This window comes from Prevotella sp. oral taxon 306 str. F0472 (genome assembly GCF_000257925.1).
GTDB lineage: Bacteria > Bacteroidota > Bacteroidia > Bacteroidales > Bacteroidaceae > Prevotella > Prevotella vespertina.
This window is the reverse complement of the sequence record NZ_AJIN01000040.1, coordinates 58,402-71,785: the sequence shown is the minus strand read 5'-3', so window position 1 is coordinate 71,785 and position 13,384 is coordinate 58,402. Positions and strand designations below refer to the sequence as shown.

Below are 13,384 nucleotides of genomic sequence, written 5' to 3'. Positions count from 1 at the left end.
AAATGAAAACAGATAACGTATAATCAAACGAAAAAGAGGGTATGTGCCTATTGACACATACCCTCTTCACCTTATTATATATGTATTTACTCGAAACTACTAAGATATTTTATCGCCTCTTGCATATCGGATGCAAAGGTGCTATGGGTTAGCAAGAACCCTTCCCTACCGGCTGCTAATTTGTCATAGAGTTCCTTATTCATCGAGTCAACATACGAACTAATGGCATACTCTATATCGTCCTTTTGCCGTTCACTATGCGAGAACGCATACACTTGATACTTCTGATGAAAGAAGCAATAAGCCGCATCTATACTATCTTTTGTTATCATATTACATTACTTTTACCTATCTATTCATACGCTGTAGAGTGCCCATTAGCATGCTCAAGCATACATTGAAAAGAATTTCCAAAGCGGTGCGACCATCAGTGCTTGTATGAATTTTCCTTGCACAAGCATATCCTTAACTTCCGCTTTCGTGCGTAGGAAAACCTCTATATCTTCGGTCTCATCCAAATGTTGCTGGCTTGTCTTCTTCACCCCACGAGCATAGAAACAGTGGCAGAGATTATCCATCACGCCAGGGTTAGGGGCGATTGTCATGATTTCTTGCCACTCGCCACCGGTGTAACCAGTCTCTTCCTCCAGTTCACGTTGTGCAGCGTGCAAGGGTTCCTCACCCGCTTCAATCACACCAGCACAAATCTCGGTTGAGACAACCCCCAGCCCATGACGGTACTGACGTTCTAATATAATGTCGCCCTCCTCGGTCTCTGCAATAACATTGATCCACGACGGATAAGAGAGCACATAATATTCATCATAAATCTTCCCATTCGGGAGTTCCACCGTGTCGCAACGCGCCTTCAACCAAGGGCGATTGATGAGTTGCTTTGAAGAAAGCGTATGCCATACCATTTCTTTATCGCTCCGTGCCATACTATCATTCATTTAATTAATTGTCATTCGTTATACATCAACAAAGGTAAAGGATTACACTTGAATGAGCAAATATATATTCGCAAAGTAATAAGCACATAACACCTATTCCGTGCAACATATACGCCTTGAACGAAAACATTTCGTGTTTATTGACAACTTACTCATCTTTTATACCTATCTTTGTACACGGGCAAACAAAAAGGATACAATCCTATCAATCACAGAATACTAACCCCATCACCTGTCGTGAAGCTAATTAATTATGGAGGAATACAACTATGAAAAGAAAACGTAAGATGCACAATGAACGTGAGTTTGAGCTTGATAATATCTATCAAGATGATGAACGTCAGCTTGACATTCTAGATGATCTGCCTTTTGAAAGGCTCAATAGATAAAAAGGATAGGCTGTATTAAAAGACTGAACATGGATACCTAATACTGGGGCAATAGCTCTTGTCGATAAGATACAGCCTCCTTCCTAACTCACTGACCACAATTATATATTGCAGGAACAGAGCTTAACTCTCTTCCACCCGTCAATGATAAGTCGCAGAACTTGTCATTAATATTACTATTGGCACGCCGAAAACACAAAGCAATATTAATCAACTAATTATTGTTAACAAACTAACATTTATCATAAGGAGCTGTCACGTATGATACAGAAAATTACTAACTTTGCAACCGATTATGCCGTATTGGGCTCAGAACAAGTGCTGGATAGATGCTCAGCCGCCCATCGGTACAAACCCGTTTTACAATATAAACATGTACGCAATTGTAGAAATTAACGGTCAACAGTTTAAGGCAGAGGAGGGCAAGAAGCTCTTCGTAAACCACATCAAAGATGCGGAAGAAGGTAAAGCTGTTGAGTTTGACAAGGTCCTGTTAGTAGATAATAACGGATCTATCACAGTAGGTGCACCAACTGTAGAAGGTGCAAAGGTAGTAGCTGAGGTAGTAGCTCCTCTAGTAAAGGGCGACAAGGTTATCGTCTTCAAGATGAAGCGTCGCAAGGACTACAGAAAGAAGAATGGTCATCGTACCCACTTCACTCAGGTAGAAATTAAATCAATTAACGCTTAAAAAGGAGGACTTAAGAATGGCACATAAAAAAGGTGTAGGTAGTTCTAAGAACGGTCGCGAATCAGCTTCAAAGCGTTTAGGTGTTAAGATCTGGGGTGGTCAGAAAATCATAGCTGGTAACATCATTGTACGCCAGCGTGGTAACAAGCACTACCCAGGTGAGAATGTCGCACAGGGTAAGGACGACACATTGTATGCTCTTGCAGACGGTGTTGTTTACTTCCACAAGGGCAAGTACAATAAGAGTACTGTATCTGTTCTTTCAGAGGAAGTTTACGCTGCAAAGACTGTTAAGCCTGAAGCTTAAGCGAGAAACAAAACAACTATTCCAAACAAACAACATAATCCCAGCTCCATTAGGAGACTGGGATTTATGCGTTTAAAGGGGTAGACAAATTAGTGAGTTGACGGGTAAACGAGTGATTGGGGAATGAGTTGAAAGATTATCAGTTAATAAGTTGACAGGGGATTAGTGGAACAAGTAGACAAGTTATGGATGGACTAATGCAGCTATCAAAAGTAAATGTATGAAGAGATTAAAGATAGAAGAACAATTACTACTAGGTTCACCCTTAATAACATCCATTAAGCTAATCAATAGTCCCAAACCTTTGCTGCGAGCTTTACATACTCCACCTTTCCCTCAATATAATCAGCAAAGTACTCAACTGCTGGTACACCATCTGGTAAAGCGCACGAACCACAACGCCCACAAGAAGGAGCCTTACAATGATAACGATCTTGTATAAACTCGAGACGTTCCTCTCTATCCGAATATTCTATTTGTGGTGCCATCATCTTATTTCAAATGTTTTGATTCAATATAAATTATTTCATAAACTAGGTATACAAAGTTACCACTTTCCAGCCATAAAAACAAGCTTTTAACGTATCAAATATGCCATGATACCATCACAAAGCAATAATCATATCATCACCGAAGCTATAAGATCTCACATATCCATACTTCTTTTATATCATAAAGGATGGCTCACTATAATTCAAATATCCAATAACAGAAAAGGACTACCCCAATGGGATAGTCCTTAATTATAATGTAGTTCCTCCCTTAATAGGAGCAAGAACTTACTTCAACTTTGTATAACCATACTTAGCGCAAGCACCAAGTTCCTCCTCAATACGGATGAGCTGGTTGTACTTAGCCATACGGTCTGTACGAGACATAGAACCTGTCTTAATCTGACCAGAGTTTGTTGCAACAGCGATGTCAGCGATAGTTGTATCCTCAGTCTCACCTGAACGGTGTGAAGTTACAGTTGTGTAACCATGACGATGAGCCATCTCGATAGCCTCAAGTGTCTCTGTCAATGAACCAATCTGGTTAACCTTAATGAGGATAGAGTTAGCTGCACCCATCTTGATACCCTTCTCAAGGAACTTAACGTTAGTAACAAACAAATCATCACCAACAAGCTGGCAACGGTCGCCAATAGCTGATGTTAGCTTAACCCAGTTCTCCCAGTCGTTCTCATCGAGACCATCCTCAATAGAGTCGATAGGATACTTTGTAATCAAATGCTCTAGATAAGCAATCTGCTCATCTGCGGTCAACTTCTTGCCATTAGGATCCTTTGGCATACCATTCTTTAGCTGACGATAGTCATAGAACCATTTGCCACCCTCGCATACAGCGAACTCAGAAGCAGCACAGTCCATAGCAATCTTAACATCCTTACCTGGCTCGTAACCTGCATCCTTGATAGCCTGAATGATTGAATCGAGTGCATCCTCGATACCATCGAACTTAGGAGCGAAACCACCTTCATCACCTACTGCAGTAGAGAGACCACGCTTCTTCAACAACTTAGCAAGTGCGTGGAATACCTCAGCACCCATACGGATACCTTCTTTCTCTGTAGGAGCACCAACAGGACGAATCATGAACTCCTGGAAAGCGATAGGTGCATCAGAGTGAGCACCACCATTGATGATATTCATCATAGGTACTGGCAACACATAAGTATTAGCACCACCAATGTAACGATACAATGGGATGTTCAATGCCTTAGCAGCTGTCTGAGCTACAGCCAAAGAAACACCAAGGATAGCGTTAGCACCGAGCTTGCTCTTAGTTGGAGTACCGTCGAGTTCGAGCATCTTGTAGTCAATAGCACGCTGATTGAGTACGCAATCACCTTTCAATGCTGGAGCAATAAGGTTGTTTACGTTTTCAACAGCCTTGAGGACGCCCTTACCCAAGAAACGATTCTTATCGCCATCACGGAGTTCAAGAGCCTCGTTCTCACCAGTAGAAGCACCAGATGGAACACTTGCACGACCCATTACACCATTTTCGAGGGTTACCTCAACCTCAACTGTAGGATTGCCACGTGAATCAAGAATCTCGCGAGCATGTACTTTTTCAATCTTCATAACTTATTTTGTTTATTAAAACTGTTATATTTTATATCCTTCTCTACGGAATGCAAAGTTAATAAAAAAAGTTGGAAACGTATTGCACCAACCTTTTATATTTATGTTTTTGACATAATTAACGTTTAATCTATAATTATGACAGTAACACCTCTTGCTGCCTGAGCACCCATAACGAGTGCTTGTTCTATATCTGCTGTCTTACTCGGCCCTGATATAAAGCATCCATAACCATAGTCGGTCATGTGTATCTTCTTGTAGGCTTCGTGCATATTGTTAACGATTTTGTCACGATGAACAAGTATTACGAGGTTCTCGGAGATGAAGCAAACAACTCTCTCCTTCATAGTTTGAGGAACCCATACACACCCGTTCTCTGCCACGGCAATATCGCCTTCAATAATACCGACATCTGTTCCATTGAGATCTTGTGCCTCAGAAACTATATCGGGATTAATATCAGCCTTTACTCCATCTACATTTGATGCTAACACCTCTGCTACTGGATAAGCCTTACGGATGAGTTCGTTAATATCATCATCAGCCTTTGCCTCGATGACTTCACTCCCCACATTACGACTCATATCAATAAATTGCTGTACAACATCTTGATACTTAATTCCTTCAACAGGGGTTTCTGGCATATCAAACTGATGTATGGTATTACGACGCAGTTTGTTTAATAGTTCTTCCTTATTCATGCTTCAATTCCTTCATTGCTTGCTTAAAGATAACGTGGAAAGGTTTCTTGGTAAATTGTGGCATAGTATGTCCAATGCTCCAAGGATTCAGTTTTATATCCATCAGCGACTTAGGTATGTGATTGGCAACTGACGAATTACGCAATAAGGCATCATAGACATGATAATTCTCATAAACAGCCTTCATTCCCTCTGCCATCACCTTCTTTTCCTTATTCTCTGTACCATATTTTTCTAGACTCTGGCGCCAACGATAAATCTGACTACCTGGAGAAACCTTCGCCGGGCACACACAATCACAACTCAAACACAATGAACATGCTGACACGTTACCGCTGTGTTTCTTTGGACTCTTCAGCATACCGAGGTTGACACCAATAGGTCCAGGAATAAAATAACTATATGAATACCCCCCCGAACGACGATAGACAGGACAGGTGTTCATACATGCACCACAACGAATACACTTCAACGTCTCCCAATGTTCATTATTGGAAACAATGTCACTACGTCCATTATCTACCAAGATAACATGCATCTCTCCACCTGGACGAGGCTTACGAAATTGAGAAGTAAAAGCCGTAGATGGCTGACCAGTACCACTACGAGCTAATAATCGTTGAAATACAGCTAAAGCATCATAATCAGGGATGACTTTCTCAATACCCATGGCTACAATATGCAATTTAGGCACCGATGTTGACATATCAGCATTACCCTCATTGGTGCAGACAACACAATCTCCTGTTGAAGCAACACCAAAGTTACAACCTGTCAAACCTGCATCAGCATCCATAAAGTCCTCTCGGAGATCTTCACGTGCGCATCGTGTAAGATAAGCGGGATCATGATTTCCCTTTTCATGAGATATTCCTTTTTCCTCAAACATCTCCCCGACCTCATCACGTGTCAAGTGAATTGCAGGCATAACGATGTGTGCTGGCTTTAAATGCATTAGTTGAAGAATACGCTCACCAAGGTCTGATTCAACCACATTGATACCTCTTTCTATGAGATAAGGGTTCATCTCACATTCCTCGGTAAGCATTGATTTCGATTTAACGAGCTTCTTAACTTTATGAGACTTAAGTATCTCATAAACCATCTCATTAAACTCTTGTGCATCTTTCGCAAAGTGAACGATAACGCCATTACGCTCTAAACTATTAGAGAATTGCTCTAGATAGTCAGCTAAATGGCTTGCTGTGTGTTCTTTAATACGACTAGCATGTTCGCGTAAGTCCTCCCATTCGGGTAATGCAGCAGCTGCGGCATCTCGCTTCTGACGCACCGACCAAAACGTACGATCATGTTGCTCAACCTTCTTAGGGTCTTTCAGAAACTCTTTAGCTCTCTTTGAATGGTATGTTGTCATAACTTAGTTACCCTTATATAACCTTATTTATATATATCAAAAACCAGCAGCTAAAATCTCAGCTACGTGCATAAACTTAATAGGATAATGATTCTTTGCAGCCACCCCTTGCATGTGCATCAAACAGGAACTATCAGAACCTGTGATAAATTCAGCCCCTGTTTCCATGTGACGTTTCACCTTGTCATTACCCATAGCAGCACTGACACGTGGCTCTTCTATTGCAAACATACCACCAAAGCCACAACATTCATCTTTGCGATCAGGCTCTTTTATGGTGATACCTTCCTTGAGTCTCAATAAATCAATTATCTTATTGAAAGGCTTCTCTTGTATTTCTGAAGGTGCACTCAATCCTAACTCCCGCACACCATGACAGGAGTTATGTACTGAAACAACATGAGGAAAACTCCCCGGGAGTTCCTTCACCTTCAAAACATCATGCAGGAACTCTACAAGTTCCATTGTCTTTTTAGGGGTCTGACACTCATGATCAAGTATTTGTGGGTAATTTACACGCACGAAAGCAGCACAAGACACGCTCGGCGTTACCACATAATCAAAGTCTTTAAACCTATCCTCAAACCGCTCAGCAAGGTGACCTGACATACGCTGAAAGCCACCATTTGCCATAGGTTGCCCACAACAAGTCTGCCGTTCGGGATAGACTACATCTAAGTGAAGCTTTCGCAAAAGCTTATAAGTTGCTACGCCAACATGTGGATAAAGTGCATCGACGTAACATGGAATAAAGAGTCCAACTCTCATAAATTTATCTTCTCTTGTTCGTTTCTATGCTACAAATTTAGATAAAATAACTTAGATAGGAAAAGAAAAACGCAAAAAAACATAGCTAAAGATACTTGTTTAATTCTCCTGTAGAATATTTTTCATAACTTTGCAGGGGTGAAAGAGAGGTTTAAGAAGCGTAGAGTAAAAAAGAATACATGAAAGTTTGCATAGCAGAGAAACCTAGTGTTGCAAAAGATATTGCTCGTATCCTTGGCGCAAATAGTGCGCACACAGGATATATGGAGGGGAATGGATATCAGGTAACATGGACTTTTGGCCACCTTTGTGAGCTAAAAGAACCGCGCGATTATACCCTCAACTGGAAACACTGGAGTCTTGGTTCGTTACCAATGATACCTTCTCGCTTTGGTATTAAACTAATAGAAGACGAAGGTATCAAACGCCAATTCGACATCATCAAGAAACTATTTCAAGCTGCAGACGAGATTATTAATTGTGGTGATGCTGGTCAGGAAGGTGAATTGATACAGCGTTGGGTCATGCAGAAGGCTGGTGCAAAATGCCCTGTTAGGCGTCTTTGGATATCGTCCATGACTGATGAAGCTATCCGAGAAGGCTTTGCTAATCTAAGAGATGAGGCTCAATACAAGCCACTCTACCTTGCTGGACTTTCAAGAGCGATTGGTGATTGGCTCTTGGGAATGAATGCTACACGCCTTTATACACTCAAGTATGGCAGGAATTCATACGGAAAAGGACAAATACTATCTATTGGAAGAGTGCAAACTCCTACCCTTGCACTCATCGTGAAACGCCAGGAAGAGATCGACAACTTCAAGCCTGAGCCTTATTGGGTACTCGCAACCATCTATCGAGACACACAATTTACGGCTACAAAGGGGAAGTTTACATCTAAAGAAGAGGGCGAAAAGGCTTTCTCAACCATTGAAGGAAAACCTTTTACTATCACCAATGTCACTAAAAAGAAGGGTACAGAACAACCCAAACAACTCTATGATCTCACGTCATTGCAGGTGGATTGTAACCGAAAATATGGTTATTCGGCTGAAATGACGCTGAACACAATCCAGAGTTTATATGAAAGAAAGCTTACAACTTATCCTCGCGTTGATACCCAATATCTATCGGATGACATCTATCCAAAGTGCCCGCAAACCATGAACGGACTTTTCCAAACAACGTTTGCAGGCAAGCGACCTTATGCCGAGTTGGTTAAGACATTAGGAGGAAAACCACTTCCGAAGTCGAAACGTGTGTTTGATTCTTCAAAGGTAACTGATCACCACGCCATCATCCCAACAGGTATTCCTCCACAGGGACTGACAGATGTTGAACGAAATGTGTATGATCTCATTGCGAGAAGATTCATCGCAGCCTTCTATCCTGATTGTAAATTTGCTACGACAACGGTGTTGGGTGAAGTGGATAAGATTGAATTTAAGGTTTCAGGAAAGGAGATTCTAGATAAAGGATGGCGTGTCGTAATGGAAGCCCCCACCCCCGAACTTCTCCCTAAAGGAGGGGAAACAGAACAGCAAGATGCACTGGGCAAGGATAATCAAGAGGCTAGCTCTTATCTTCCAACATTTGTTAAAGGGGAATCAGGCACACACACACCGACCCTTACTGAGAAACAAACAACACCACCGAAGCACTACACGGAAGCATCATTATTGCGTGCCATGGAAACAGCTGGTAAGTTAGTTGAGGACGAAACATTGCGTGCTGCCATGAAAGAAAATGGTATAGGGCGACCTTCTTCACGTGCAGGAATTATAGAGACACTATTTCGAAGACATTATATTCAGCGTAAACGCAAGAACATTGAGGCTACTCAAACGGGGATTGCACTCATCAACACAATTCATGAAAAGCTCCTGACATCAGCTGAATTGACAGGTATTTGGGAGAAAAAGTTGCGTGATATTGAGGCTAAGAAGTATGATGCTGCGCAGTTTATCAACGAATTAAAGGAGCAAATCAACAACATTGTTAATGATGTCTTAGCCGATAACTCTAACCGAAAGATTGGAGTGATAGAACCGCCCCAAACCCCTCCAAGAGAAGGAGATGCAACTTGACGCAGTATAAGAGGTGCTTTCTTTCATGCAAAGAAGGCACCTTTTCAACTTGAAAAGAGCATGTTTTCAGGTTGAAAAAGGCGTCTTTTGTTTTAGTGTTTATAGCAAAGAGTAATTTAGAGAGCCATCTCCCATAGAATTATACACGTATACACTTCTCTTGCCATTATCAAAGATTGCCTATCATCTATAGCTATCTATGAACACTCACATTTATCTTAATCAGGACAGAAAAGGTGAGAAACGAAAGGACTTCACCAAGGAATAAAAGCGAGAAAGATATTTAGACTATCATTCCTGCCGCCTATTTACGCTTTACAAGACACAAGAAATCAACATATTAAGGCAAATGTTAAAAGAGACAGCAGCGCAAATTAAAACTAAGTTCATGTATTTGTGATTGATTTTTATGCCCCAATACACACCTAAAACAGCAAGAAGTTAATACGACCTACACGAAACTCATCTTCAAACAGAGCATTTTAATATATTTTCAAACCTTCTTTTACTGATACTTAATATATAATTACTACCTTTGCACAGATTATTTCGAAATAAACATTTTCTGCCCTTCTCCCATGCTGATAAGTGGCAGATTGTAAATACTAATCGCACAAATGAAACAATTCAGACTGGTGGACAACATCGTTGGATGGGTAGCTTTCTTAGTTGCTGCATTCGTCTATTGCTCCACAATTGAGCCGACAGCCAGCTTTTGGGACTGCCCGGAATTCATTACAACAGGCTATAAGTTAGAGATTGGTCACCCTCCTGGGGCACCATTCTTCATGCTTACTGCTAATTTATTCTCACACTTTGCGAGTGATCCAACACAAGTTGCAAAGATGGTCAACACGATGAGTGCATTGTTGTCGGCTACTTGTATCATGTTCTTGTTTTGGACTATTACCCATCTCTCACGCCGTCTTATCGTTCGTGATGGCGATGCTCCGTCACTTGCAAAGACTATTGCTATCGAGGGTGCAGGCCTTGTTGGTGCACTGATCTATACTTTCAGTGACACATTCTGGTTCTCTGCTGTCGAAGGCGAAGTGTATGCTTACTCATCAGCCTTTACTGCTGTTGTGTTCTGGTTGATACTCAAGTGGGAAGATGTTGCAGACCAACCACATTCCGACAGATGGTTGGTATTGATCTTCTATATGACTGGTCTTTCAATCGGTGTACACCTGTTGAACCTCCTCAGTATCCCTGCCATCGTTCTGATTTACTATTATAAAAAGGTGCCAGAGGCTAATCTTAAGGGTTCGTTATTCGCTCTGCTCATCTCGGTAATATTGGTTGCAGCCGTCCTCTATGGCGTTGTTCCTGGTATTATCACCGTAGGTGGATGGTTCGAATTGTTCTTTACTAACACCCTAGGCATGCCTTTCAACACGGGTACCATTATATATATAGTACTGCTTGTATCCGCCTTTGCATGGGGCATCTATGAAACTTATCAAGATAAGAGTCAAGCTCGTCAGAACATAGCATTCCTATTGGCTTTCGCCTTAATTGGTATTCCTTTCTATGGTTATGGTTGGAGTGCTTTCATCATTGGTATTATAGTTTTAGCTGTTGTTTACTTCCTTTTGCGTTGGCGTCGACCCGTTAATAAGGATGGTAAGAGACAATCAGTAATGTTGGTGACTGCCCGTCTAAAGAACACAGCTTTACTATGTATGCTGATGTTGATAATCGGTTATTCATCTTATGCTGTAATAGTTATTCGCTCTACAGCTAACCCTCCAATGGATCAGAACTCACCAGAGGATATCTTCACACTAGGTAGTTATCTGAGCCGTGACCAGTATGGTGATCACCCTCTACTCTATGGTCAGGCTTATACGAGTCAACCGGCAGTGGCAGAGGATGGAATGCACTATAAATTTAAGGAGGGAGCACCTGTCTATGAGCGTAAAGAGAAGGCTTCTAAGAATGAGAAGGACTCTTACTTCCTCGTTAGAAATAAGGCAACACAGGTGTTCCAACAGAACATGTTCTTCCCACGTATGTATGACGATGGTCATGCTGCACAATATGAACAATGGATGGGAGGCGTTACGGGGCATACTGTTGACGGTGTGAAGATGCCTACACAATGGGAGAATTTAAGGTTCTTCTTCTCTTATCAATGTAACTTCATGTACTGGCGTTACTTCATGTGGAACTTTGTTGGACGTCAAAACGACCTACAAGGCAATGGTGAACCAGAGCATGGTAACTGGATAACAGGTATATCTTTCATCGATAATGCACTCTATGGAGACCAGAGTAAATTGCCAGATGAGCTGAAAGCAAACAAAGGTCACAACGTCTTCTATTGTCTTCCATTATTGCTCGGACTACTTGGGTTGTTCTGGCAAGCATGGCGTGGTAAGCGTGGAATACAGCAGTTCTGGGTGGTATTCTTCCTGTTCTTTATGACAGGATTGGCTATTGTCATCTATTTGAACCAGACTCCTAGCCAGCCACGTGAACGTGATTATTCTTATGCGGGATCGTTCTATGCTTACGCAATATGGTGTGGTTTAGGTGTTTTGGCACTCTATGATTGGGCAAGAAAACTGAAGATTGCACCCGTATTATCGGCATCTGTGATTTCAATAGCTTGTTTGCTCGTGCCAATTCAGATGGCATCACAGACTTGGGATGACCATGATCGTTCTGGTCGTTATACATGTCGTGACTTCGGACAGAACTATTTGATGTCACTTCAAGATAAGGGAGCTCCTATCATCTTCACTAATGGTGACAATGATACCTTCCCTCTCTGGTACAATCAAGAGGTTGAAGGTGTAAGAACAGACACACGTGTTTGCAACCTTTCTTACCTACAGACTGACTGGTACATAGACCAGATGCGTCGCCCTGCTTACAACTCTCCAAGTGTGCCAATATCATGGCCACGACTTGATTATGTGAGTGGTACGAATGAGATTATACCTATTCAACCAGAGTACAAACAGCAGGTTTTGGACTTCTATAAGCAGAATCCCGCTGCAGCAAAGGCTCAGTTTGGCGAGGAACCATTCGAGTTAAAGAATATATTGAAGTACTGGGTACGTTCTAAGAACGCTGAGACTCACCTCATTCCAACCGATACCATCTACATGACTATCGATAAGGAAGCGGTGAAACGAAGTGGTATGATGCGTCCAGGTGACTCTATTCCTGATCGTATGGTAATCTCTTTAGCAGGTAAGCAGGCATTATATAAGAATGATTTGATGATGCTTGAGATGATTGCTAATTGTAACTGGACTCGTCCACTCTATGTAGCTGTTACCGTAGGAAGTGAGAACTTCATGAATCTCGGTGATAACTTCATTCAAGAGGGATTAGTAAATCGTATCACACCATTCAATACGACACAAGGTGGAAACAATCCATTGGGAATCAATCTACGTAATTTCGATACAGAAAAGACCTATAACGTCGTGATGAATCGATTCAAGTGGGGAGGTCTCAATAAGCCTGGTCTCTACATTGACGAGACTGTTGCACGTATGTGTTATACGCATCGTCGTGAGATGGCAGACCTTGCGCTCCACCTTATTGCTAAGGGTGAGAAAGCGAAAGCACTGAAAGTTCTACAGAAGGCAGAGAAAGAGATACCTTATTATAATGTACCAATAAGTTACATGAGTGGCTCTGGTGATATGGCAGAGGCTTATACATTGTTGGGACAAAAGGCAAAGGCTCGTCAGTTATATGACGCTCTTTGGAAGATTTCAATGCAGTATGCTAATTACTACATGTCGCTTCCTTCACGTTACTTTGATATGTCGCAAAGTTCATGCAAGATGCACTTCCAGATTATGATGAACCTTGTTAATGCTAATGATCATACTGACAGAGCATGGGCTAACAAGCATGCTCAACAGTTGAACGGGCTGATGAACCGGTTTGCAAGTCTAGGAGGTACATGGCAACAGGGTGAATAATCCAACTTTAAAAGAAACTATTTCTTGATAAAGATGGAATAAATAAAACTGGAGCGTGGTCTACCTTATATGGATG

11 protein-coding genes are annotated in these 13,384 nt (G+C 41.6%); 4 read left to right on the top strand and 7 right to left on the bottom strand.

Annotation, left to right across the window (positions count from 1 at the left end; translation table 11 throughout):
- Positions 1 to 86 precede the first annotated feature (86 nt).
- Both HMPREF9969_RS06370 and HMPREF9969_RS06365 read right to left on the bottom strand, forming a co-directional pair.
- Positions 87 to 332 carry a hypothetical protein gene (locus tag HMPREF9969_RS06370; RefSeq protein WP_004381894.1) on the bottom strand — a complete coding sequence of 82 codons (246 nt, stop codon included), beginning with the start codon at positions 330 to 332 and terminating at the stop codon, positions 87 to 89.
- 54 nt (positions 333 to 386) lie between these two features.
- The gene (locus HMPREF9969_RS06365; RefSeq protein WP_009435033.1) at positions 387 to 953 is read right to left on the bottom strand and encodes an NUDIX hydrolase; all 567 of its coding nucleotides are present in this window, start codon (positions 951 to 953) and stop codon (positions 387 to 389) included.
- Between the two features lie 762 nt (positions 954 to 1,715).
- Here HMPREF9969_RS06365 and rplU point away from each other — a divergent pair.
- Positions 1,716 to 2,033: a 50S ribosomal protein L21 gene (rplU, locus tag HMPREF9969_RS06360; RefSeq protein ID WP_009434990.1), complete on the top strand. Its 318-nt coding sequence runs from the start codon at positions 1,716 to 1,718 to the stop codon at positions 2,031 to 2,033.
- Between the two features lie 16 nt (positions 2,034 to 2,049).
- Entirely contained in the window at positions 2,050 to 2,340 is a 291-nt protein-coding gene (gene rpmA / locus HMPREF9969_RS06355; protein WP_004381900.1) for a 50S ribosomal protein L27, read from the top strand.
- A 287-nt stretch (positions 2,341 to 2,627) separates the two neighbouring features.
- On the opposite strand, the gene HMPREF9969_RS06350 is transcribed toward rpmA, so the two are convergent.
- The 5 genes from HMPREF9969_RS06350 to HMPREF9969_RS06330 all read right to left on the bottom strand — a co-directional run bounded on the left by HMPREF9969_RS06350 (position 2,628) and on the right by HMPREF9969_RS06330 (position 7,271).
- Positions 2,628 to 2,831: a hypothetical protein gene (locus HMPREF9969_RS06350; protein ID WP_036895293.1), complete on the bottom strand. Its 204-nt coding sequence runs from the start codon at positions 2,829 to 2,831 to the stop codon at positions 2,628 to 2,630.
- Positions 2,832 to 3,119: 288 nt separating this feature from the next.
- Positions 3,120 to 4,427 carry a phosphopyruvate hydratase gene (eno, locus tag HMPREF9969_RS06345; protein ID WP_009435074.1) on the bottom strand — a complete coding sequence of 436 codons (1,308 nt, stop codon included), beginning with the start codon at positions 4,425 to 4,427 and terminating at the stop codon, positions 3,120 to 3,122.
- Positions 4,428 to 4,552: 125 nt separating this feature from the next.
- On the bottom strand, positions 4,553 to 5,128 hold the full coding sequence (locus HMPREF9969_RS06340) for a lactate utilization protein C (RefSeq protein ID WP_009435067.1): 576 nt from the start codon (positions 5,126 to 5,128) through the stop codon (positions 4,553 to 4,555).
- Entirely contained in the window at positions 5,121 to 6,503 is a 1,383-nt protein-coding gene (locus HMPREF9969_RS06335) for a lactate utilization protein B (protein WP_009435003.1), read from the bottom strand. The genes HMPREF9969_RS06340 and HMPREF9969_RS06335 overlap by 8 nt, the downstream gene beginning before the upstream one ends.
- A gap of 36 nt (positions 6,504 to 6,539) precedes the next feature.
- A complete protein-coding gene (locus HMPREF9969_RS06330) occupies positions 6,540 to 7,271 on the bottom strand; it encodes a (Fe-S)-binding protein (RefSeq protein WP_009435062.1) in 732 nt (243 codons plus the stop codon).
- A 179-nt stretch (positions 7,272 to 7,450) separates the two neighbouring features.
- Between HMPREF9969_RS06330 and HMPREF9969_RS06325 the strand changes: the two genes are divergently transcribed.
- Both HMPREF9969_RS06325 and HMPREF9969_RS06320 read left to right on the top strand, forming a co-directional pair.
- Positions 7,451 to 9,358 (top strand): DNA topoisomerase 3, encoded by a 1,908-nt coding sequence (locus HMPREF9969_RS06325; RefSeq protein ID WP_009435078.1) that lies wholly within the window; start codon positions 7,451 to 7,453, stop codon positions 9,356 to 9,358.
- A 617-nt stretch (positions 9,359 to 9,975) separates the two neighbouring features.
- Positions 9,976 to 13,308 (top strand): DUF2723 domain-containing protein, encoded by a 3,333-nt coding sequence (locus HMPREF9969_RS06320; RefSeq protein WP_009434996.1) that lies wholly within the window; start codon positions 9,976 to 9,978, stop codon positions 13,306 to 13,308.
- Positions 13,309 to 13,384 lie beyond the last annotated feature (76 nt).

Coding starts and splice junctions, on each gene's coding strand:
- HMPREF9969_RS06370 (WP_004381894.1), bottom strand. CDS start 332: ATGATAACAAAAGATAGTATAGATGCGGCTTATTGCTTCTTTCATCAG.
- HMPREF9969_RS06365 (WP_009435033.1), bottom strand. CDS start 953: ATGAATGATAGTATGGCACGGAGCGATAAAGAAATGGTATGGCATACG.
- rplU (WP_009434990.1), top strand. CDS start 1,716: ATGTACGCAATTGTAGAAATTAACGGTCAACAGTTTAAGGCAGAGGAG.
- rpmA (WP_004381900.1), top strand. CDS start 2,050: ATGGCACATAAAAAAGGTGTAGGTAGTTCTAAGAACGGTCGCGAATCA.
- HMPREF9969_RS06350 (WP_036895293.1), bottom strand. CDS start 2,831: ATGATGGCACCACAAATAGAATATTCGGATAGAGAGGAACGTCTCGAG.
- eno (WP_009435074.1), bottom strand. CDS start 4,427: ATGAAGATTGAAAAAGTACATGCTCGCGAGATTCTTGATTCACGTGGC.
- HMPREF9969_RS06340 (WP_009435067.1), bottom strand. CDS start 5,128: ATGAATAAGGAAGAACTATTAAACAAACTGCGTCGTAATACCATACAT.
- HMPREF9969_RS06335 (WP_009435003.1), bottom strand. CDS start 6,503: ATGACAACATACCATTCAAAGAGAGCTAAAGAGTTTCTGAAAGACCCT.
- HMPREF9969_RS06330 (WP_009435062.1), bottom strand. CDS start 7,271: ATGAGAGTTGGACTCTTTATTCCATGTTACGTCGATGCACTTTATCCA.
- HMPREF9969_RS06325 (WP_009435078.1), top strand. CDS start 7,451: ATGAAAGTTTGCATAGCAGAGAAACCTAGTGTTGCAAAAGATATTGCT.
- HMPREF9969_RS06320 (WP_009434996.1), top strand. CDS start 9,976: ATGAAACAATTCAGACTGGTGGACAACATCGTTGGATGGGTAGCTTTC.